Consider the following 20,779-nt stretch of genomic DNA (forward strand, 5'->3'; position numbering starts at 1 on the left):
AGTCCTAGCGCTGCTGAAGCGCTATTTTCAGCCCCAGCCCCATAAACAACGTACCGATGATTTTTCCCTCCCAGCGGCGCAGCCTTGAAAGGCCCACCATCCATTTGCTCAACGGACGAATAGAGATCGAGATGAGCGTGGTGTACACCGCACTGAGCCCCGAAAAGATCAACCCCAGCACTGCGAATTGAGCCAGGGAAGAGCCCGATTCCGGGTGAATGAATTGCGGCAGGAACGCCAGGAAGAAAATCGCGGTTTTCGGGTTCAGCACTTCGGCAACCACCGCCTGGAAATACGCCTGGGTCGAGGTCACCGTGGGCAGGTCTTTGCGCGTGGTTACGCCAGGCTTGGCCATAAACGCGCGTATGCCCAGGTAGATCAGGTAACAGGCGCCGACGATTTTGACCACGTTAAACGCCACGGCCGAGGTCATCAGGATGGCAGACAGGCCCAACGCCGCACACAGCGTATGGATAAGGTCGCCCGAGGCCACGCCCAGTCCGGTGGCAATGCCGACCTTGCGGCCACCTTGCAGAGTGCGGGTGATCACCAGCAACACGGCGGGGCCGGGGATTAGAAACAGACCGATTACAACGGCTATGTACGTCAGGATGGGGGCCAGTTCGAACATCGTGCGTCATCTCGGAATTGGAAGCGTCCTACAGTTATCCTCATCCAGGGCATTAAAGCAATCCAGGTGATCTGCCTGTTTTCAACCTTCAGGTGGCTGCGGGCACGGACTACGGGTATGACTGCGGCCGGTCAACAAAGCTCTTCGCTGACCGCGTCGGCCCACATCGCACCCGGCACTGCCGCTGCCGAGTCAACCCGCGCGATCTCAACCAGGCAGCGCTCCAGCGTACTGTCACGCAGATGCTCCTGGAAGATGCACAGGCACTGCGCAAACAGTACCAAGGTGGAATTGATGAAAACGCGCGCGTTATCGAAATCATGGTTGAAGTAAACGACCTCGCGGCTGCGACGATCGATGGCCAAAACGTCTCCCGAGCCATTTTGGCCAAGCGGGAAATAGTCTTCGCTAATCCCGTAAACCATCAGCCGGTGGGCAATTTGCGATGAGCTGTAGGCTTCAAAACTCAGGAAGGGCGCCGCATCGCGCGGCAGCCCCTGTTTGACGAGGAGCTCCGCGTCTTGTGGTGCAAGGGAACAGACCTGGCCAGCCTCGTAGACAACAAATTCGTCCAGATCCAGGTCCGGTTCCGACGGGACGCGCGGCTGCGACGATATAAATCGTGCCTTGAAGTCAAACCCGGTCATGTTCTTCACTTCGCAAACGCATATTCACCACCCTGTTCCAGCGCCTTGCGATACGCCGGCCGTTCCTGAAAGCGTTGCACCCACGCCGCCACATTCGGGTACGCCTGCAACTTGCCCTGGGCCCTGGCGATTTCGCCGATGAAGCTCATCTGGATATCCGCGCCAGTCAATTCGTCACCCACCAGATATGGCGTAAGCCCCAGTGCGTTGTCCAGATAACCCAGGTAGTTCGCGACCTCGGATTCGATACGCGGATGCAAGGGCGCACCCGCATCACCCAAGCGGCCAACGTAGAGGTTGAGCATCAGCGGTAGCATGGCCGACCCTTCGGCGAAGTGCAGCCACTGCACGTATTCGTCATAGGTGGCCGTGGCAGGATCCGGTTGCAGGCGGCCGTGGCCGTGGCGGCGAATCAGGTAGTCGATGATGGCGCCGGACTCGATCACTACGTGGGGGCCGTCTTGAATCACCGGTGATTTGCCCAGGGCATTGATGGCCTTGAGTTCCGGTGGCGCGAGGTTGGTTTTCGGGTCGCGCTGGTAGCGCTTGAGCTCGTAAGGCAGGCCGAGTTCTTCGAGCAGCCACAGGATGCGTTGCGAACGGGAGTTGTTGAGGTGGTGGACAATGATCATGGTGGCTCCGCTGGGCGAGAATAGGGGCGTATAGGGACAGACCGCTGTGGCGCTGTGGAGTGCCGTGAATTAAATGTGCTTCGATAAAGGCATGAAAGATGGATAATCACCGCGGCAAGCACTGATTACAAACCGGATAAACCACATGAATCGTCAAAAGAAACTACAGCAGCTGTTCAAGGCCAAGGCCAAAAAGGCCAGCGCCAAATTGGCACCCGCCCGCAAGGATAAGTACATCAGTAAAGCAGACCGATTGAAACTGGCTGCTGAATCCGCTGATGAGCCAGCTGTTTCTTCTGAGAGTTGATCCAGAAGGCCTAAGCATCATCCGATAGGGAATCGACGGAAAACCCATGAACACTGCTCAACTTGCGATTCAGCACTACATACTCGCCAAGGACGGCAACCGTCCGCATTTGCTCAGCCGGGCGTTTGTTCCGGAGGCGACCCTGGACATGGTGGTGCGCACCGGTTCCATCTCGTTCCCGCCCCACGTTGAAGGGGTTGCCGGCATCGGCGACGTGCTGGTACGGCGATTCGGGCAGACCTTTGAAAACGTCTATACGTTTTGCCTGGGGCAGCCACCCGAGGCGGGGGCCAAAAACTATCAGTGCAAATGGCTGGTGGGCATGTCCGACAAAAACTCCGGCGAAGCCCGGGTGGGGTGCGGGGTGTATGAATGGCAGTTCAGCGCTGAATCGGGGCTTGTTGAAAAGCTCACCATCACTATCGAGCATATGAAGACGCTGCCCGCTGCGGATTTGGGGAGCGTCATGAAGTGGATGTCAGGTCTGAGTTACCCATGGTGCAACTCGGAAGCAGCAGTGAGCGATGCTCCCGATATTGACGCGATGGGCGAGGTGATCCGGTACCTCACTGTCTGACGGCGACTCAATGCGCATCCGCCGTCGGCTGCTTCGGCGGTTGCACCTTGCGCATCAACGGCACCAGCAATACGGCGACAACAAAGCACACCATGATCATCAGGAACGCATCCGCATAGGTCAGCGTCTGCGCCTCGCGCCAGGTCAGTGCCCACAGCTGATGCAGCGCAAACTGGCTCGCGTCCAGGCTGTTTTGCCCAAGCAACTGGGCATTCCCTGAAAGCTGGTCAAGCCAGACATTCATCGACTCGTTCCGGATGTTCAGGTGCTCGGCCAGGCGCAGGAAGTGCAGGTTGGTACGGTCGTTGAGCACCGTGGCGCAGGCGGCGATGCCGATGGCGCCGCCGAGGTTGCGCATCAGGTTGAACAGCCCCGAGGCGAGTTTCAGTCGGTCGGGGGCCAGTGCGCCGAGGGTCAGGGTGACCACGGGCGGCACCGCCATTTGTTGGGCAAACCCACGTATGGCTTGGGGCAGCAGCAGTTCCTTGGCGCCCCAGTCGTGGGTGATGGGGGAGAAGTCCCACATCGACAGGGCGAACAACGACAACCCGAACATCAAAATCCAGCGCAGGTCGAAGCGGTTGGCCAGCACCGCGTACACCGGGATCGCCAGCAACTGGAACACCCCCGTGGAAAACACCGCTAGGCCGATATCCAGCGAGCCATACCCGCGCACCCGCCCGAGAAACAGCGGCGTGAGGTAAATGGTGGCGAAGATGCCGATGCCGGTGATAAATGAAAACAGACAGCCCAGGGCGAAGTTTCTATCCCGAAGCGCGCGCAGGTCGACAATCGGCTCCTTGATCTCCAGGCAGCGCCAGATAAACAGCCCGCCGCTGATGGTGGCTATCCAAGCGGTGGTGGAGATAGTGCTGTCGCTGAACCAGTTCCAGCGCGGGCCTTCTTCCAGGGTGTATTCCAGGCAGCCGAGAAACACCGCCATCAACGCCATGCCGATATAGTCCGCGCCCTTGAGCAGCGACGGGTTGGGGCGGTCGACCTTGACCAGCATCGGCACCGCAAAGGTCACGAACAGGCCGGGCACCAGGTTGATGTAGAACAGCCAGTGCCAGGAGGAAATGTCGGTGATCCAACCGCCCACGGCCGGGCCCAATGTGGGCGCAAGGGATGCAATGGCGCCGATGGTGGACGCGGCGATCACCCGTTGCTTGCCGTTGAAGTACATGAACGCGGTGGTGAATACCAACGGAATCATCGAGCCCCCCAGGAACCCCTGCAAGGCGCGAAACGCGATCATGCTCTGGATGTTCCAGGCCATCGCGCACAGCAGGCTGGTCAAGGTAAACCCGGCCGCCGACGCCGCGAACAGCCAGCGCGTGCTCATCACCCGGGAGAGCCAGCCCGACATCGGGATCACGATGATTTCCGCGATCAGGTAGGCGGTCTGCACCCACGCCGTATCGTCCGCACCGGCAGACAGCCCGCCGCCGATGTCCTTGAGGGAGGCGGAGACGATCTGAATATCGATCAAGGCGATAAACATGCCCACGCACATGGTGGCGAAGGCCGCGACCTTTTGCGCGGTGCTGAGGGCGGGCAACGGGCTGTTCATAGCTGGGCCTTGAGGGCGCTGGCCTGGTCCTCGAACGCTTCATCGGTATTGACCTTCGCCATCACCGACAAGCCCGGGCGCAGGGCGCCGAAGTCGGCGTCGGTGCTGTCGAGCCGCACGCGCACCGGCACACGCTGCACGATCTTGGTGAAGTTGCCGGTGGCGTTTTCCGGCGGCAATACACTGAATTGCGCACCGGTGGCAGGGGCCAGGCTCTCGATATGGCCGTGGAATTCGCGGCCCGGAAGGATATCGGCGCGGATGCTCACGCGTTGCCCAACCTGCAGGCGGCCGAGTTGGTCTTCCTTGAAGTTGGCGTCCACCCACAATCCCTTCGCCGGCACCACCGAGATCAGTTGGCTGCCCGCCGCGGCGTAGGCGCCGACCCGGGCGCGGCGGTTGCCCACGTAGCCGTCCACTGGAGCACGCAGTTCGGTGTAGCTGATGTTCAACTGCGCCTGGTCGCGTTCGGCCTGTGCCTGTTGCAGCGCGGCGCGTGCCTGATCACGCTGGGTTTCAATCACGTCGATTTGCCGGCGTGCCGCCATCAGCCCGGCTTGCGCTCGGGAGTGGTCGGCGCGGGCGGTCTTCCAGACGGCGCTGACCCGTTGTGCGCTTTCCACCGACACAGCCTGGCTGCGCACCAGGTTCTGGTAGCGGGTCTGATCGTCGCTGGCCCGCTGCGCTTCGGCGTCGGTGGCGTCGATCTGCGCCTTGGCCTGGCTGATCACCGCCAGTTGCAGTTGTTCGGTGGCGTCGAGGTTGGCGAGGGCGGCCTGTTGCGCGGCCACGGCGCCGTCGGCTTTGGCCAGGGCGGTGCGGTAGTCGCGGACATCGATGCGGGCCAGCACGTCGCCGGCGCGTACGAACTGGTTGTCCTGCACGGCCACTTCGCTGATATAGCCCGGCACTTTGGCGCTGATCACCGTTACGTCTGCACCCACGTAGGCATCATCGGTGTCTTCGATAAACCGGCTGACCAGCCACCAGTGGCTGGCATACCAGACGCCGCCCACCACGGCCAGGGTCAGCAGCCCCAGGCGCAGGGCCTGTTTGCGCCGGGAAGTTGTTGTGGGTTCGGGCACAGCGCTGACTTGAGCGTCCATGGCGAAATGACCTCGTTAGGTTTGAATGGGGAAATGAAAGCCCCGTTGGTGTGTTACTGAATATTACATGCGTAATATGTCACGGTGGATTTCATAATGAAAGTCACTCGATGGAAGTTATTTCTGCATCAAGGCAAGGGCAGGAGCGGGGTATTGATCGAGAAAATGCAAAAAGCCCTGAGATTCAGGGCTTTTACAAAGGAGCGTGTTATGGGTGCCGTAGCAACGGATCGCCAGTCTCAAGACACCGTTATTTCTTCCCCGACGCGGGCCTTCGTGCGTGTCGCCCGCAGTGCCATGACCAACGCCAACATCGGTGCCAGGGTAAACAGCGCGAATAACCAGCGTGCCGCATTGGCGACGCCGGCATCCCCCGCCACGTCATTGATGCCCGCCATGTTCGAGATCACCCCCGCCAATGCTGCGCCCATGGCCATGGCGAACAGTTGCAGGGTGGTGATCGACGATGCAGCCGTGTCCTTATCCTGCTCCGACGCCACTTGCAGGATGCGCGTCAGCAGATGCGGCCAGCCCAGGCCGATGCCGAAACCCACCAGGAACAGCCCGAGGCAAATAGGTGCCAACAGTGCCCAGTCCCCGTGACCGGCGATTGGTGTAGTGATTGCCAGCATCACCAGCCCGGCCACGATAAACAGCGGCCCCGCGATAATGGCGCGGTGTGGACCACGGCCGGTCCAGCCAGAGCTGAGGATTTCCGAGACGGTCCAACCGGCCGCCATCAACGCCGCCATATAACCGGCGACCAAGGGTGATTGGCCATGCAGGTGCTGTAGAAAATACGGCATGAAAATCTCGCTGCTCATGCCGATCACCAACAAACACGTGGTCGCATACAGCGCGCAGAGCGGGGTGCTGAACTTCAGCGCATCCCGGGGCAGAAGGCGCACCGTGGCGTTGGATTCCTTGCGGATCAGCAGCCACACCAGCACCGCACAGGTCGCGATGCCCAGCAGGTTCCAGCTCGGCTGTGACGAGACGCTGCCCGCACACACCGCCAACACCGCACCAGCCAACAGCACCAACTGCGGCACCGGCAAACGAGCCGTGGCCGTCGCTGCGGTATCGCGTGGCGGCAGCGCACGGCTGGTGAGCACCATGTACGCCAGGCTCACCGGTACCATCGAGCCGAAGGCGAAACGCCAGGCGTCCATTTCCGCAAACACGCCACCCACCGCTGGCCCGACGAGCGTGGCCACGCCCCACATCCCCGATACCAAGGCCATTGCCCGAGGCCACAGCCGTTCTTCGAACACCAGTTGGATCATCGAGTAACACAGCGCCAACAGAACCCCGCCGCCCAGGCCCTGGATAAAGCGCCCCGCCAGCATCACCGGCATGCTCGGCGCCAATGCACAGATCAGCACACCCACCATGAACACCAGCGTGGCCACGGCATACGCCTGCCGTGGTCCGGTACGTTGCAACAGCTTGGAGGTGAGGGCCGAGCCGAGGATCGAGGCCACCACATACAAGGTGGTACTCCAGGCATAGAGCTCAAGGCCGCCGATTTCTGCGACCACCGACGGCAGGATGGTGGTGGCGATGTAGGTGTTGGTGGCATACAGCGCAATGCCGCCTGAAAGCGCGATGGAGCGGGTGGCGTTTTTGCCCCGGAGCAACTCGCCCCAACTGCTGTCTTGGGTTTGCATCAACGATTCCTTGTAATGCGTTCGCGGTGTAGGCGCCGGCGAATGGCATGGGCGTCATGGTTGGTGTTAATTAACCAAGTTATTGCTTGTTATATTGAGGCGAGGCGGATTGTTTTGCAAGAAGCGCCTTGTCATGGGGTTGAGCCGCTATTGGGGCCGAAGCGTTGCCCAAGGCTGACAGCACGTCACACCGTCAATTTCCGGCTGAACTGGGTTTCCATCACGATAGGGTCTTTGTACATGGCTTACGCGCCCCGGGGTGAGCCCCTTTATTGTTGTCGGTTCATTATGGGTTGGAGAAATGCCGGGCGGCACCCTGCGGATTGTTGGGATTTGCGGTTTTTAAGGGCGTATGAGGGGAGGGGGCCGTACATCTGCTGGGTGAGGTCATCAGACTTTCGCCTGCAATCATTTCGCGCCAGACTCTTGGGCATTCATCGCCCCAGGGTAGCCACCATGATTTCCCATGTGTTTTTAGGTACAGGTGATTTTGATCGAGCCTTCGCTTTCTATTCGAAGCTGATGGCTGAATTGGGCCTCACGTTGAAATTCTGTGATGCGGACAAACCGTGGGCTGGCTGGGTTTCCAAAACTGCACCTCGGCCAATCTTCGTCATCGGCGCGCCGTTTGATGGCAACCCCAATGCACCCGGGAATGGGCAGATGGTGGCGTTAGTTGCGCCCAGTCGGGAAGCGGTCGATAGAAGCCATGCGACAGCGTTGGCGCTCGGCGGGATGTGTGAGGGAGAGCCTGGATTAAGGCCTCACTATCACCCCGACTATTACGGGGCGTATTTTCGGGATCTGGATGGCAACAAGCTTTGCGTGTGCTGCCATGATCCGGTGCCAGGTTATCCTCGCCTCTCACGTTGAGAAGCGCGTTGCCGACGTTGCCTTGTTCATCTTCAGGTAAAAGTCTTCGCCTTTCGCCTGAAGGCAGAGGTAGATCGACCTCCACCTGTGAGCAAACTCGGAAACCTATATCTGGAAGTACAAGCCGGCGGATGGAGCAAGGCGCCTCACGGCTTGCTATAGGCCATGTACTCATTCTGCAAGACGATATGATCCGCCACGTACTTCGCATCGTGCCAAACCCCATAGATGAACGAAGACGCGCGGTTCACCAGGTTAGGCAAACCCAGGAAGTAAATCCCGCTCTCCGCCGAAATCCCGCGTTTATGGAAAGGCTCACCTTTCTCGTCAAACGCATTCACCTTCAGCCAACTGAAATCGAAGCTGAAACCGGTGGCCCACAGAATCGTGGTCACACCGGCCTCAGCCAAATCCAGGCTCAGGACCGGATTCACCAGGCACTCCGGATCAGCCAACAATTGCCACGCCTCAGGCTCCGGCGCAAACGGCAGCCCGTTCTGCTCGATATAAGCGTCGGCGTCCCGCAGCACATCAAAATAAGCGCGATCACCTTCCGCCACGTTAGCTGCCAGGCCGGGCTCAAACTCCATCACGCCTTCATTCCACGATCGGGTCACGCCCACCAGCGTAATGCCCATGTGCGCCAGGCGGCGGAAGTCGACGGTCTTGCCGCCTTCATAGCCACTGACGGCAAACGCCACATGCTTCTTCTTCGGCTGGATTTTGACTTCATCCCACAAGCCCAGCGCGCCCAGCCACCAGCAGTAATCCCGGCCACGATACGAGCGAGGAGGGCGATAGTGTTCGCCCACCGAGAGGTAGACGGTCTTGCCGGCTTTTTGCAGTTCCTCGGCAATTTGTGAACCCGATGCACCGGCGCCCACCACCAACACAGCACCCTCGGCCAACTGGCCGGGATTCTTGTAGGCCGAAGAATGCAGCTGTTGAACCGTGGCGTGTGCGGGCACCAGATTCGGGATGGACGGACGTTGAAACGGCCCCGTCGCCGCCACCACGTTCGCGGCCTCGATCACACCCGCCGAGGTGGTCACCTTGAACCCGGGGCGACCCACGTGGCGTTCCACTTGCTGCACTTCAACCCCGGTGCGCACCGGCGCCTTCAGCATGTTCACGTACTCTTCAAAGTACGCCGCCATGCGTTCTTTCGGCGGGAAGCTCTCGGGGGAAATGCCTTCGAATTTCATGCCGGGAAAACGGTCGTGCCAGGCCGGGCCGTTGGCGACCAGCGAGTCCCAGCGCTCCGACCGCCAGCGCTCGGCGATGCGGTTGCGCTCCAGCACGATGTGCGGCACGCCCATGAGTGACAGATGCTCGCTCATGGCGACCCCCGCCTGGCCTGCGCCCACCACCAGGGTGTTGATTTTTTCAACTGACATGTGAGCTTCCTAAAGATAAGCGACCATCGACAGGTGCCAGTGTGATCAAGCGCCAGCCAACCGGAAATTATGCTTTTTGAACGTAGAGGTTAGGCAAAACCAAAGCCCTTCAATCGGCCTGCAGCAGCTCGGCCACCGCCGTCAAGGCCAGGCGGTAACCCAGCGCGCCGAGGCCTGCGATCACACCGGTGGCGGCCTTGGACACATAGGAGTGATGCCGGAAAGCCTCGCGCTTCCAGATGTTGCTCATGTGGGCTTCGATGATCGGGCCGTCGAACGCCAGCAGTGCATCGAGGATCGGCACCGAGCTGTAGGTCAGGCCGGCGGCGTTGATGATGATCGCGTCGGCACTCAGCCGGGCTTCCTGAATCCAGTCCACCAGCACGCCTTCGTGGTTGCTCTGGCGAAATTCCAGGCTCAGGCCCAACTCGGTAGCGTGACGTTGGCAGCGCGCTTCGATGCTGGCGAAGCTTTCGCTGCCGTAGGTGCCGTTCTTGTCCAGTCCGTACAGGTTGGCGTTGGGGCCGTTGAGGAAATACACAGTGCGGGGCATGGGCAACTCCAGGTGGCTCATGGTTGCTGGCTTGGGTTCCAGTCATCCGGCACCACCGCGATGACATCGATTTCCATCAACCACTCCGGCTGGCCCAGCCCTGAAATCACCAGGCCGGTGGAGATCGGGAAGACGCCCTTGAGCCATTTGCCGATCTCCTGGTACACCGGCTCGCGGTAGCGCGGGTCGATCAGGTAGGTGGTGGTCTTCACGATGTGCGACAGGTCGGAACCGGCTTCTTCAAGCAGCAGCTTGACGTTTTTCATCGCTTGCTCGGCCTGCGCGCGCGGGTCGCCGAGGCCGATCAGGTTGCCCTCGAAATCGGTGCCGATCTGGCCGCGTACATAAATGGTGTTGCCAGCGCGCACGGCCTGGCACAGGTCGTTGTCCAGCGCCTGGTTTGGGTAGGTCTGCTTGGTGTTGAACATGCGAATACGGGTATGGGTGGGCATTGCGGGTAACTCACGGGGGCGGAATAAATCCAGCTTCACATTGGCCCCGCCCGCGCGAAACCAGCATTTGCGCGAGGTAGTGCTTAGGCAAAACCGAAGCGCTGTACCCAGGCCTGAGCGTTAGATCGAAACAGCACCCGGCATGAACCATGCAACGGTGTGGTTGAGGCAGTCGACGCCAGCTTGGCGTCAGCGTATTGATGATGTGGAGGCGTGATGCTCAGTCGTATTACCCAGCGCCAACTGGAATATTTCGTGGCTTCCGGTGAGGCGGGCAGCATCAGTGCCGCGTCTGAACGCATTCATGTGTCGTCGCCGTCGATCTCGGCGGCGATCACCCATATGGAGGCCGAGCTGGGCATCCAGTTGTTTGTGCGGCATCACGCCCAAGGCATTTCTCTCACGCCGGTGGGGCGCCAGGTGATGCAAGAGGCCAAGCTGATCCTGGAGCAGATGAGCAACCTCTACACCATTGCTTCCGAGTCGTTGAACACTGTGCGTGGTCCGCTGCGGGTGGGTTGCCTGGAGTGGCTGGCGCCGATGATCACCCCCGAGCTGGTGTTTGGGTTTGGCCGTGCGTTTCCGGGTGTACGCCTCACGCAAGTGGAGGGCAACCACGAGGAAATGCTGGAAAAACTGCGCAGCGCCGAGATCGATATCGCCCTGACCTACGACCTGGTGACCAGTGACGACATCGACTTCCAACCACTGGCGCAATTGCCGCCGTATGTGATGGTGGGTGAGTACCACCCGCTGGCGAGTCTGTCGGCGGTGAGCATGCTCGACCTTGAGGACTACCCGGTGGTGCTGCTGGATACGCCCTGGAGCCGGGAGTATTTCCTCAGCTTCTTTATGCAGGCGGGCACCACGCCGAACATCATCATGCGCTCCAGCAACCTTGAAACCGTGCGCTCGATGGTTGCCAATGGCATCGGCTATTCCTTCGCGAATGCCCGGCCCAAAGCCAATCTCTCTCAGGACGGCAAGCGTTTGATCCGCTTGCGCTTGTCCGGCCCGCACCGGCCCATGCAGCTGGGCTATGCCACGGCGAGCAATACCCAATTGTCCCGTGTAGTGTCGGCGTTTGCCGAGCGTTGCCGCATGTTCGTTTCGGACCAGTACATCCCGGGCATGGCGGCCCCGAGCTTTTTTGATGCCCATGCGGTGCGCACGCTTGACGGTGTGGGCTGAGCCGCCTGCTTTGATCGTTCCCACGCTCAGCGTGGGAATGCCGCCTCGGGCGCTCTGCGTCCAGCTGGCGAGGCAAGGTTCAGGTCTTGCGCAGTGGTGACGCGGAGCGTCACGGGATGCATTCCCACGCAGAGCGCGGGAACGATCAGCCTGGGAACGTGTTTGCATTGCACCAAAAGGTTGCGCTGGCTGCCGTGCGGTCGCGGCATCGCACCAATACGAGACAGGCTGTTTTGACTGTCCAGTCGTCACCCAGGGCACGGTGACGCTGCGTAGGTTCTCCCTACCCAATAGGCCGGCTTTTACGAATTGACCCCAAGGGCCTCTCCCCACGAATCTCAGTCCATCGGTGCAGATCAGGGTTCGACCTTCACGTTGAGCATTCGGTGGGCATTTTCATTTTTTTGTCGAGCGCAGTGACGATGACTTTCAACTGGAATTACATGTTTGGTTTGCTGGCCGATGCCGAGTTCTGGCGGGCGACATGGACGGTCATCCAGCTCAGTTCGTTGACCTGGGTCCTGAGTATCGCGCTGGGTTTCCTGCTGGCCCTGGCCAAGCAATCCAGACATGCGCTGATCAGCCTGCCGGCGCGTGGCTACATCTGGTTGTTCCGCAGCCTGCCGTTGCTGGTGCTGCTGATCTTCATCTACAACCTGCCGCAAGCGATTCCCGCCACTTCAGTGATGCTGGCGGACCCATTCTGGGCCGGCCTGCTGGCCCTGGTGATTTGCGAAACCGCCTATGTCGCGGAGATTCACCGGGGCGGCCTGCTGTCGATTCCCAAAGGGCAGGGCGAGGCCGCCCGGGCACTGGGGCTGAAGTTTTTCGGGATCCAGTGGCGGGTAGTGATCCCGCAGGCATTGCGGGTGGCGCTGCCGTCCCTGGCCAACGAATACATCTCCATCGTCAAGCTCACGTCATTGGTGTCAGTGATCTCGCTGACCGAAATCCTGATGGTCGGCCAGCGGCTCTACTCGCAGAACTTCCTGGTGATCGAGACGATGGCGGCGGTGGCGTTTTTCTACGTGTTCATCGTTACGGTGTTCGACTTCCTGCTCAAACGCCTCGAGCGTTTTCTCGACGTCAACCAACGCAACGTTTCCCGGGTTCCCGACGCCGAAGTGCTGGCGTTGGCGACCCAACAGCGTGTGGCCCTGCAGCGCCCGGTCAGCACCGAAGGCCCGGCGCTACGGGCTTCGCGGCTGCATAAAGCCTACAACGACGTCGAGGTGCTGGGCTCGGTCAACCTGCAGATCCAGCCCGGTGAAGTGGTGTCGGTGATCGGGCCTTCGGGCTCCGGCAAAACCACGCTGATCCGCCTGCTCAACGGCCTTGAGCAACTGGATAACGGCGAGATCCAGATCAACGGCCAGCCGTTCATCCACCTGAACAAAGTCGGTGCGCAAAAGCCGCAGTACGTAGAGCACGCCGAGCATCGCCTGAACATCGGCATGGTGTTCCAGAGCTTCAACCTGTTCCCGCATTTGAGCGTGCTCGACAACCTGCTGATGGCGCCGAAGTACCACCGCCTCGGGCGCGTCGAAGAGCTGAAGCAACAGGCCTACGCGCTGCTGCACAAGGTCGGCATGCTCGACCACGCCTGGAAGTATCCGCACCAGCTTTCCGGTGGCCAGCAGCAACGCGTGGCCATCGCCCGCGCCCTGATGATGCGCCCGCAAATCATGCTGTTTGACGAGCCCACCTCGGCCCTCGACCCGGAAAAAGTCAACGAAGTACTGCAAGTCATCGAAGCCCTGGCCCAGGAGGGCATCACCATGGTCATCGTGACCCATGAGATGAATTTCGCATTCAAGGTCTCCGACCGCATCGTGTTCATGGAGAAGGGCCGGGTGGTGTGCGATGACACGCCGCACGCATTGCGCAGCGGCGAAAACCCACGCGTGGAGGCGTTCCTCAAGGACGTCTCGCTGGCGTGACCCCTCAACGTTCGAACAACAAGAGAGCCACAACATGATCGAGCAAGCGCAAATTGAACAATTTCACCGGGACGGCTTTCTGGTGGTGCAAGACGTGCTGTCGGCTGAAGAAGTCGCCGCGTTGCAGCACGACTTTGACCTGTGGGTAGAAGACAGCCGCAGCCACGACCAGGGCTGGGGTGAAACGGTGGACGGTCGTGCGCGTTTCGACCTGGAGGGCGACCACCGTGCGGATCATCCCTCGTTGCGCCGGGTGAGTTCGCCCACTGAGATCTCGCCTGCCTACCAGCGCGTGGCGTTGCAATCGCGCATGGCGACGATCTCTGCGCAATTGATCGGAGGCGGTGGTGCACGCTTTCATCACAGCAAGATCAACTCGAAATTGCCCCACACCGCGACGCAAGTGAAGTGGCACCAGGACTTCCTGTTCACGCCCCACAGTAACGACGACATCGTCACCGCCTTGCTGATGGTCAGCGAAGTCACGCCGCAGAACGGCCCGCTGAATGTGATCCCCGGCAGCCACAAGGGCCCGCTGTGGTCCCACTGGCACGACCAGCGTTTCACCGGCGCGGTGGGCGACACGGTAGTCGACGATCTGTGCCAGAACCCGGTGGCCTGTTATGGCCCCGCCGGTTCCGTGTGTTTCATGCACACCCGTCTTTTGCATGCTTCAAGCCCTAACGAGACCGAACTGCCGCGCACCCTGTTCATCAGCGTCTACGCCGCTGAAGACGCGCTGCCATTCGGCGAAAACCCGCTGCCCAGCGCACACGCCGGCTTGATGGTCGCCGGTGAAGAAAGTGGCCTGGTGCGTTCCACGGAAAACCGCATGCGCTTGCCGCAGAAGCCCCGTGGCGCCTCTTTCTTTGTGCAACAGGCTGGCCAGGACTCCGTCACTGCCTAACCTCCTTCTCACCTTGCAGGGTACTACCATGACAGCGTTTCACTCGATTGCTCGCCCTATTGCCGTGTGCCTGCTGGGCGCTGCGGTTGCAATGACGTCGTTGGCGGCTTCGGCCTTCCAGAAAGACGGGAAGATTGTCGCCGGTTCCGATGTGACCTTCTTTCCCTATGAGTACATGGATAACAACAAGCCCGCCGGCTTTGATATTGAATTCATGGACGGCCTGGCCAAGACCATGGGCCGCACCGTCGAGACCCTCGACACGCGCTTTCCCAACCTGATCACCGGCTTGCAGGCGGGGCGTTTCGATGTGACCAACTCGTCCATGTACATCACCGCCGAACGGGTGAAAGTCATCGACATGATTCCTTATCTCAAAAGCGGCGAATCGATCCTTACCCTCAAGGGCAGCGACTTCCAGCCCAAGACCCCGGAAGAGTTCTGCGGCCACAAGATCGGTTCCATGGGCGCCACGTCCTGGCTGGCGCAGATGCACAAGCTGTCGGATGAGTACTGTGTGAAGAAAGGCCTGAAGCCGATCGCGATCAGCGAATACAGCACCGACCCGCAAACCACCCAAGCCTTGTTGGCCCATGCGGTTGAAGCGCAGATCACTGACGCGGCCGTTGCCCGTGGCGCGGTCGAGAAACTCGGCGGCCGTGTGGTGATTTCTTCCGACACCTTGATCTACCCGGTGCTGAACGGCTTCGGCGTGAAGAAAGGCAACGATGAGGTCAAGAACGCCTTGATCGAAGGCATCAAGAAGTTCAGCGCCACCCCTGAATACGCGGCCTTGCTCAAGAAATACAACTTCCAGGCGCCTACCGATGCCGACATCGCCGAGCTGATGCCGAAGTCCTGACCCAACACTGCTCACTTAAGGAACACACCTTACCTGTGGCGAGCGGCCTTGCTCGCGTTGGACTGCGTAGCAGTCCTGCTTTTTGGGCCGCTTCGCACCCCAGCGCGAGCAAGCTCGCTCGCCACAGATTATGGGGTACTGGCCCTGCGGAGAAAGCTACATGGCGTTATCACATGAAGAGCAAACGCGCATCGACCTGGCGGCGACCTTCCGCATCGTTGCGCACCTGGGCATGCATGAGGCGGTGGCCAACCATTTCAGCGCGGCGGTGTCGGCGGATGGCAAACAATTTTTGCTCAACCCGAAGTGGAAGCACTTCTCGCGTATCCGCGCCAGTGACTTGTTGTTGCTGAATGCCGACGATGCGTCCGGCGTTGACCATCCGGACGTGGACGCCACTGCCTGGTCGATCCATGGGCAGATTCACCGCTTGCTGCCGCAAACCCGCGCGGTGCTGCACCTGCACCCGGTCTACACCACGGCCGTCGCTTGCCTGGCCAAGCCGCACATCCCGGCGATCGACCAGAACACCGCGCGCTATTTCAATCGTGTGGCGGTGGACGAACTGTACGGCGGCATGGCCGACACCGAGGCCGAAGGCGAGCGCCTGGCCGGGTTGCTGGACGGTAAACGCCGCCTGCTCATGGGCAACCATGGAGTGATGGTCACGGCCGCTTCCATCGGTGAGGCATTCGACGATATCTGGACCCTGGAACGCGCCTGCCAGATCCTGGTGACGGCCTGGTCTACCGGCCAACCGCTGCGGATACTGTCTGACGAAGTGGCCGAGAAAACAGCGCGGGGTTGGGAAGGCATCACGGACTTCTCGCAGCAGCATTTTGAAGAAATGAAGCAACTGATGATCGATGCCGACCCTTCGTTGCTCGACTGATTTGATCCCTCACAGGCAGGATTTCCCATGACCTTTTCGGTTGTCGCCCGCTGTGCCGAAACCGGCCAGATGGGTATCGCTATCAGCTCGTCGAGCATTGCCGTGGGCGCACGTTGCCCGTGGCTGCGCGCGGGTGTGGGCGCGGTGGCGTCGCAGAACATCACCTTGCCGGCACTCGGCCCCCAGACCCTGGACCTGCTGGCCCAAGGCATGGCGCCAAGTGACGCACTGGCCGCGGTACTCACACCGCAAAGCCACAGCGAATATCGCCAGGTGACCGCGATTGATAACGCCGGCAGAACCGCGCACTTCAGTGGCGCGCAGACCCTGGGTATCCACCACGCGGTCAGTGGCGAGCAATGTGTGGCAGCAGGAAACATGCTGGCGAATACCGATGTGATCGAAGCCATGGTGCGCGCCTTCGAAGACACGCCCGGCCACCTCGCCGACCGACTGCTCGCCGCCATGCAGGCAGGTGTAGCCGGAGGTGGCGAAGCGGGGCCGGTGCATTCCGCCGCAATGGTGGTGGTCGGTGATCACCTGTGGCCCATCGTCAACCTGCGGGTGGACTGGGCCGACGTGGACCCGATCGGCGCCCTCGAGCAACTCTGGCAGGCCTATCGCGGGCAAATGCAGGACTACATCGAGCGCGCCATCAACCCGCAAAGCGCGCCGGGCTACGCGGTGCCGGGAGATGATCGATGAGCCGCAGTCGTGACCTGCTGGCGCAACGGGTCAGCTTCGACACCACCCGCCGCGAATCGAACCTGGCGCCGGACCAAGGGCACAAGCCTGACGAGTTCATCAGCATTGCGCAGCCTGAGCCCTGTGACCGGAGGCTGGAGAGGGTGTTGGTGATTGCCAGTCGGCAATCCTGATTCAGCAAGCTCCCTCGCCACAGGTTGTCGTCTGCCCTCACGCTTGCGGTATTGGTCAGACGGTTACCGTTCTGCCACCGGCGCTGAGTGCTTTCGCCCCATTTTCGCGCACGGCACCGCGTTTTTTGAACGACGCCCCGCATATCTGCGGGCCTGCCACCAGCGGTCCGTTTCTTGCTTGAGCCAGCTTAATCAATGACATGGCACTTTGCCGTCAGTCATTTCAACGCTTGATTCGCGGTTGATGCGAGTGGTTCTAGGAGTTGTCGGACATGCAAAGTATTTTGTCGCCAGGAATCCGCCTGCTCGGACGTTTTGGATTCGCGCGCAAGTTCCAGATCCTGTTTTTCCTGTTTATGCTGCCCCTGGCGGGCAGCTTGTGGATGATCGCGCAGGAGTACCGCACCAAACAGACGGTGATTTCCAATGAGCAATCCGGCGTGCGCGAACTGTTGGCCCTGGATGCCCTGGACGCGCAGCTGACCGCCCAGCGCAACCTGGCCGCACGCTGGAAAGCCGCCGACATCCTCCACGACCAGACCCCCGCCGCCAAAGCCGCAATGACGGCCGTGGACACCAATTTCCCGCTGATCCTGCAAAGCGTGCAGGCCTTGGGTGAGGCTCTGAAAGCCCAGAACGCCAGCGCTGATACCCTCGCACGCTTCGAAGCACTAAAGGCTTCGGTCACCGGCATGGACTCCCAAGCCCTGCGCACCGTGGGGTGGTGGCCGGACGGCTACGACCGCTTCACGTCTGCATTGAGCGCGATGCAAACCCTGCGCGAGCAGATCACCATGGACACCGGTTTGATCCTCGACCCGTGGCTTGAAACCTATTTGCTGATGCAGATTTCCACCCAGCAAACACCTGACCTGATCGAGCGTATCGGGCGCATGGCGAGCGTCGGGCAGTCGTCCATCGCATCGGGCCAGTTCACCCTGCAAAGCCGTTTGCAGATGCGTGATTTGCGCGGGCGTATCGGCGATGCCCGGGACCAGTTGGTCAAGGCCGCCGCGTCCCTGAAGGCCAAGCAATACCCTGGGCTGCAACCCTGGATCGCGCAATACGATGACAGCGTGCAACTGTTGGACCGCGAGCTGAAAGCCCTGGACGAGGGCGTGTTCGGCGGCACCATCAAGGTCGATACCAGCGGCTTTGAACGCAGTGTCGACGGCATGCTCGGTACCCTGGGCGCGTTGCGTAGCCAATCGCTGACCTCGCTGGACGCGCGCCTGGTTTACTACCGAAACAGCTCGCTCAAGCAATTCATCCCGGTGGCGGTGACGTTCAGCGTGCTGGCGCTGGCGGCCCTGTACCTGTTCGTGTGCTTGCAGGCATCGATCCGCCGCAGCGCCAGCGGCATCACCACCCTGGCCGAATCCCTGCGTGACGGCAATCTGTGCGTGGAAGTGGCGGTGGAAGGGCGTGACGAACTGGCCGCCATCAGCACCGCGCTCAACGTCGCCGTGGTGCAGTTGCGCACCAGCCTGTTGGGGGTTAACCACGAAACGCAGCAGCTCGGCTCTGCGGTGCTGACCCTCAATTCGCAATCGGGCAGCACGCTCACCGAAGTGGAAGACCAGCAACAGCAAATCAGCCAGATTGCCGCCGCCGCCACGCAGTTGGCCGCGACCTCCATGGGCGTCGCCAAAAGCTGCGAGCAGGCCTCCGGCAGCGCGCAGAAAACCCGGCAGATTGCCGAGGACAGCAGCCGCGACAGCCAACGCACCACTGCCAGTATCCAGCAACTCAATCAGCGCCTGACCGACACCTCCGACGCGCTGGAGCGCGTCAGCCAGCAGGGCCAGCAGATCCAGTCGGTGGTCGACACCATTCGCGGCATCGCCGAGCAGACAAACCTGCTGGCGCTGAACGCCGCCATTGAGGCTGCGCGGGCCGGTGAGCAGGGCCGGGGTTTTGCGGTGGTGGCCGATGAGGTGCGCAGCCTCTCGCAACGGACCCAGGCTTCCACGGCGCAGATCGCCGGCACGGTCGACAGCTTGCGCGCGACGGTGAGCCAGGCGGTCACCCTGATGGGCGCGGCGTGTGAGCAGGCGGTGACCGACGCCGAGTCCGTCACGGGCTTGGGCCATCGTCTGGGTGAGATCGCCAGCGCGGTACAGAGCGTCACCGACACCCTGGCGCAGATCGCCACGGCGGTTGAAGAACAGGCGGCGACAGCGGATGAAGTGAGCGGCAATATCCAGCAGGTTGATCAGGCCGCAGGGCGCTTGCTCGATGGCGCGCGGGCGGTGAATCAGGCGGCGGATGTGTTGAGCAAGGGCAGTCGGGCATTGAGCGATAACACGGCGCGGTTCCAGCTGGGTTGAGGGTGTGTTGGCGGGGCAAATTGTGGTATTCAGCTCCCTACAGTCCAGCAAGGAACGCAGATGAATTTCTTCAAGATGCTTTTCGGCGCACGCAACACGCCTGAGCCCCAGGCGCCCGAGCCCGTGGCATCACCCGAAACCGCCGCACAAAAGCTCAATTACGATGACCTGACCGAAGCAGAAGCGGCGAACCACGCCGCGTGCATGGCCAGTGCGCAATGCCTGGATCGCCATTGGCAATCGGTAGGCACTGTAGAGCGGGACGTGCTCTCGTACATCATCAGCCCGAGTTTCAGCGGCGGGCCTGATTGGCCGTCGACCCGCCAGGCGTACCGGGTGGTTCGCCGGGACCATGCCATCGTGCTTGCCACGGACGGCATGTCAGACCCTTTCGATGATGCCGAGGGGTTGGGCAATGGTTTCGAAATGGAGCTGTTCCTGGAAACGTCCGATATCCCCGAACATGCCCGGGGTGTGTTAGGGGAGATTGATCCTTTGAAGCAGAGCTGGGCGTTTGAGCTGATCGAGCACGTCGCTAAAACCGTGGCGAACGCGGGCGGTATTACCCATCAACTGGACCGCCACGGTGTGTTGTCCCTGGAGCTGCCCGGGTTCAGCCAGTCGCACCACATGAGCGATCAACTGCCGCCTCTGTTCGTCACCGATGACGATGCCACGGGCGTGCTGTTGGGCGGCCCTGATCCGGACTTCCCGACCCGCCTGGACGACATGCCGCTGTCCCCGGTCAGGCTGGTTCCCGTGGTATTGATCACCGCGTCCGAGCTGGAATACGTGCGCACCGGTGGGCGCGAAGCACGGGAAGATCTGGTCAGCCGCTTGAAGGCTGCAGGCGTCGGTCACACCAGCAGCCTTCGTCGGGCCAGCGTGGTATGAGGCCGGTAGAAGCGCTCTCCAATTCGACGAGCCAGAGACCTTTTCAATGATCTCCGATCCGTTCCGTATTCCAACCGATGCTGAAATCGAGAAGGCCGCGAGCAACCTGAACTTCCCGTTCCCTGCGGCCTACATCGAGTTCCTCAAGGGCGGTAGCGATGTGGCCAATGCGACGTTCGAGCCGGCCGTGATCCTGCCGGGCACGAGCCATCTGGACTTGTTCGAAATCGCCCAGGTTGCCTGGAACCAAATGGGGGTGCCAAAGGAGTGGTTGCCGTTCATTGAAGAAAACGGCGACTACTTCTGCGTGTCGCAGACAGGGCAGGTTCGGTATTGGTCGCACAATGGCCCGACGAATGAGCGCTGGCCGAATTTTTCGGCGTGGTTCCAGCAGGTATGCGTGGCGTGTGAATAAACGGGCAGCTTTCGACGGGTGAATGGAATGCTCTATCATGAGTGCTGACTCA

The 20,779-nt window shown here is 60.9% G+C and carries 22 protein-coding genes; 13 read left to right on the forward strand and 9 right to left on the reverse strand.

All coding sequences use genetic code 11. The features are described 5' to 3' along the window. Positions 1-4 precede the first annotated feature (4 nt). The 3 genes from ACUN0G_RS26430 to ACUN0G_RS26440 all read right to left on the reverse strand — a co-directional run bounded on the left by ACUN0G_RS26430 (position 5) and on the right by ACUN0G_RS26440 (position 1,910). Entirely contained in the window at positions 5-631 is a 627-nt protein-coding gene (locus ACUN0G_RS26430; RefSeq protein ID WP_445574727.1) for a LysE family translocator, read from the reverse strand. Between the two features lie 131 nt (positions 632-762). Beyond that, the gene (locus ACUN0G_RS26435; protein WP_445574728.1) at positions 763-1,278 is read right to left on the reverse strand and encodes an SUKH-4 family immunity protein; all 516 of its coding nucleotides are present in this window, start codon (positions 1,276-1,278) and stop codon (positions 763-765) included. 5 nt (positions 1,279-1,283) lie between these two features. Beyond that, positions 1,284-1,910, reverse strand: coding sequence for a glutathione S-transferase family protein (locus ACUN0G_RS26440; RefSeq protein ID WP_258346556.1), 627 nt, complete (start codon positions 1,908-1,910; stop codon positions 1,284-1,286). Positions 1,911-2,055: 145 nt separating this feature from the next. Between ACUN0G_RS26440 and ACUN0G_RS26445 the strand changes: the two genes are divergently transcribed. Next, positions 2,056-2,217 (forward strand): DUF2986 domain-containing protein, encoded by a 162-nt coding sequence (locus tag ACUN0G_RS26445; RefSeq protein WP_081253170.1) that lies wholly within the window; start codon positions 2,056-2,058, stop codon positions 2,215-2,217. A gap of 46 nt (positions 2,218-2,263) precedes the next feature. Further along, complete coding sequence (locus tag ACUN0G_RS26450) at positions 2,264-2,794, forward strand: hypothetical protein (RefSeq protein WP_445574729.1); 531 nt, start codon at positions 2,264-2,266, stop codon at positions 2,792-2,794. Positions 2,795-2,801: 7 nt separating this feature from the next. Here ACUN0G_RS26450 and ACUN0G_RS26455 read toward each other — a convergent pair whose 3' ends face one another. The 3 genes from ACUN0G_RS26455 to ACUN0G_RS26465 all read right to left on the reverse strand — a co-directional run bounded on the left by ACUN0G_RS26455 (position 2,802) and on the right by ACUN0G_RS26465 (position 7,143). Then, positions 2,802-4,367, reverse strand: a complete 1,566-nt coding sequence (locus ACUN0G_RS26455) for a DHA2 family efflux MFS transporter permease subunit (protein WP_445574730.1) — start codon at positions 4,365-4,367, stop codon at positions 2,802-2,804. Then, positions 4,364-5,473, reverse strand: coding sequence for an HlyD family secretion protein (locus ACUN0G_RS26460; RefSeq protein ID WP_445574731.1), 1,110 nt, complete (start codon positions 5,471-5,473; stop codon positions 4,364-4,366). Before ACUN0G_RS26460 ends, ACUN0G_RS26455 begins: the two co-directional genes overlap by 4 nt. 239 nt (positions 5,474-5,712) lie before the next feature. Further along, on the reverse strand, positions 5,713-7,143 hold the full coding sequence (locus ACUN0G_RS26465; RefSeq protein WP_445574732.1) for an MFS transporter: 1,431 nt from the start codon (positions 7,141-7,143) through the stop codon (positions 5,713-5,715). A 456-nt stretch (positions 7,144-7,599) separates the two neighbouring features. Here ACUN0G_RS26465 and ACUN0G_RS26470 point away from each other — a divergent pair, with 456 nt between their 5' ends. Further along, the gene (locus ACUN0G_RS26470) at positions 7,600-8,016 is read left to right on the forward strand and encodes a VOC family protein (protein ID WP_445574733.1); all 417 of its coding nucleotides are present in this window, start codon (positions 7,600-7,602) and stop codon (positions 8,014-8,016) included. A 146-nt stretch (positions 8,017-8,162) separates the two neighbouring features. On the opposite strand, the gene ACUN0G_RS26475 is transcribed toward ACUN0G_RS26470, so the two are convergent. From ACUN0G_RS26475 to ACUN0G_RS26485, 3 genes are all read right to left on the reverse strand, one after another. Beyond that, positions 8,163-9,413, reverse strand: a complete 1,251-nt coding sequence (locus tag ACUN0G_RS26475) for a flavin-containing monooxygenase (protein WP_445574734.1) — start codon at positions 9,411-9,413, stop codon at positions 8,163-8,165. 109 nt (positions 9,414-9,522) lie between these two features. After that, positions 9,523-9,966, reverse strand: a complete 444-nt coding sequence (locus ACUN0G_RS26480) for a type II 3-dehydroquinate dehydratase (protein WP_421522930.1) — start codon at positions 9,964-9,966, stop codon at positions 9,523-9,525. Positions 9,967-9,983: 17 nt separating this feature from the next. Continuing rightward, on the reverse strand, positions 9,984-10,418 hold the full coding sequence (locus tag ACUN0G_RS26485) for a RidA family protein (protein WP_445574735.1): 435 nt from the start codon (positions 10,416-10,418) through the stop codon (positions 9,984-9,986). A gap of 216 nt (positions 10,419-10,634) precedes the next feature. Between ACUN0G_RS26485 and ACUN0G_RS26490 the strand changes: the two genes are divergently transcribed. The 10 genes from ACUN0G_RS26490 (at position 10,635) to ACUN0G_RS26535 (ending at position 20,727) form a co-directional block, all read left to right on the forward strand. After that, positions 10,635-11,609, forward strand: a complete 975-nt coding sequence (locus ACUN0G_RS26490) for a LysR family transcriptional regulator (RefSeq protein WP_258346545.1) — start codon at positions 10,635-10,637, stop codon at positions 11,607-11,609. Positions 11,610-12,031: 422 nt separating this feature from the next. Then, positions 12,032-13,549: an amino acid ABC transporter permease/ATP-binding protein gene (locus ACUN0G_RS26495; protein WP_421522927.1), complete on the forward strand. Its 1,518-nt coding sequence runs from the start codon at positions 12,032-12,034 to the stop codon at positions 13,547-13,549. 34 nt (positions 13,550-13,583) lie between these two features. Continuing rightward, positions 13,584-14,456, forward strand: coding sequence for a phytanoyl-CoA dioxygenase family protein (locus ACUN0G_RS26500; RefSeq protein WP_445574736.1), 873 nt, complete (start codon positions 13,584-13,586; stop codon positions 14,454-14,456). Positions 14,457-14,484: 28 nt separating this feature from the next. Continuing rightward, complete coding sequence (locus ACUN0G_RS26505; RefSeq protein ID WP_258346542.1) at positions 14,485-15,318, forward strand: ABC transporter substrate-binding protein; 834 nt, start codon at positions 14,485-14,487, stop codon at positions 15,316-15,318. A 160-nt stretch (positions 15,319-15,478) separates the two neighbouring features. Next, complete coding sequence (locus ACUN0G_RS26510; RefSeq protein WP_445574737.1) at positions 15,479-16,210, forward strand: class II aldolase and adducin N-terminal domain-containing protein; 732 nt, start codon at positions 15,479-15,481, stop codon at positions 16,208-16,210. Between the two features lie 27 nt (positions 16,211-16,237). Continuing rightward, complete coding sequence (locus ACUN0G_RS26515) at positions 16,238-16,915, forward strand: DUF1028 domain-containing protein (RefSeq protein WP_445574738.1); 678 nt, start codon at positions 16,238-16,240, stop codon at positions 16,913-16,915. Next, entirely contained in the window at positions 16,912-17,088 is a 177-nt protein-coding gene (locus ACUN0G_RS26520; RefSeq protein WP_445575629.1) for a hypothetical protein, read from the forward strand. Before ACUN0G_RS26515 ends, ACUN0G_RS26520 begins: the two co-directional genes overlap by 4 nt. 272 nt (positions 17,089-17,360) lie before the next feature. Then, a complete protein-coding gene (locus tag ACUN0G_RS26525) occupies positions 17,361-19,418 on the forward strand; it encodes a methyl-accepting chemotaxis protein (RefSeq protein ID WP_258346539.1) in 2,058 nt (685 codons plus the stop codon). A 60-nt stretch (positions 19,419-19,478) separates the two neighbouring features. Beyond that, a complete protein-coding gene (locus ACUN0G_RS26530; RefSeq protein ID WP_445574739.1) occupies positions 19,479-20,312 on the forward strand; it encodes a suppressor of fused domain protein in 834 nt (277 codons plus the stop codon). A 46-nt stretch (positions 20,313-20,358) separates the two neighbouring features. Further along, the gene (locus tag ACUN0G_RS26535; protein ID WP_258346537.1) at positions 20,359-20,727 is read left to right on the forward strand and encodes an SMI1/KNR4 family protein; all 369 of its coding nucleotides are present in this window, start codon (positions 20,359-20,361) and stop codon (positions 20,725-20,727) included. Positions 20,728-20,779: the final 52 nt, after the last annotated feature.

The sequence above is a fragment of the Pseudomonas sp. 32A genome, assembly GCF_052682255.1.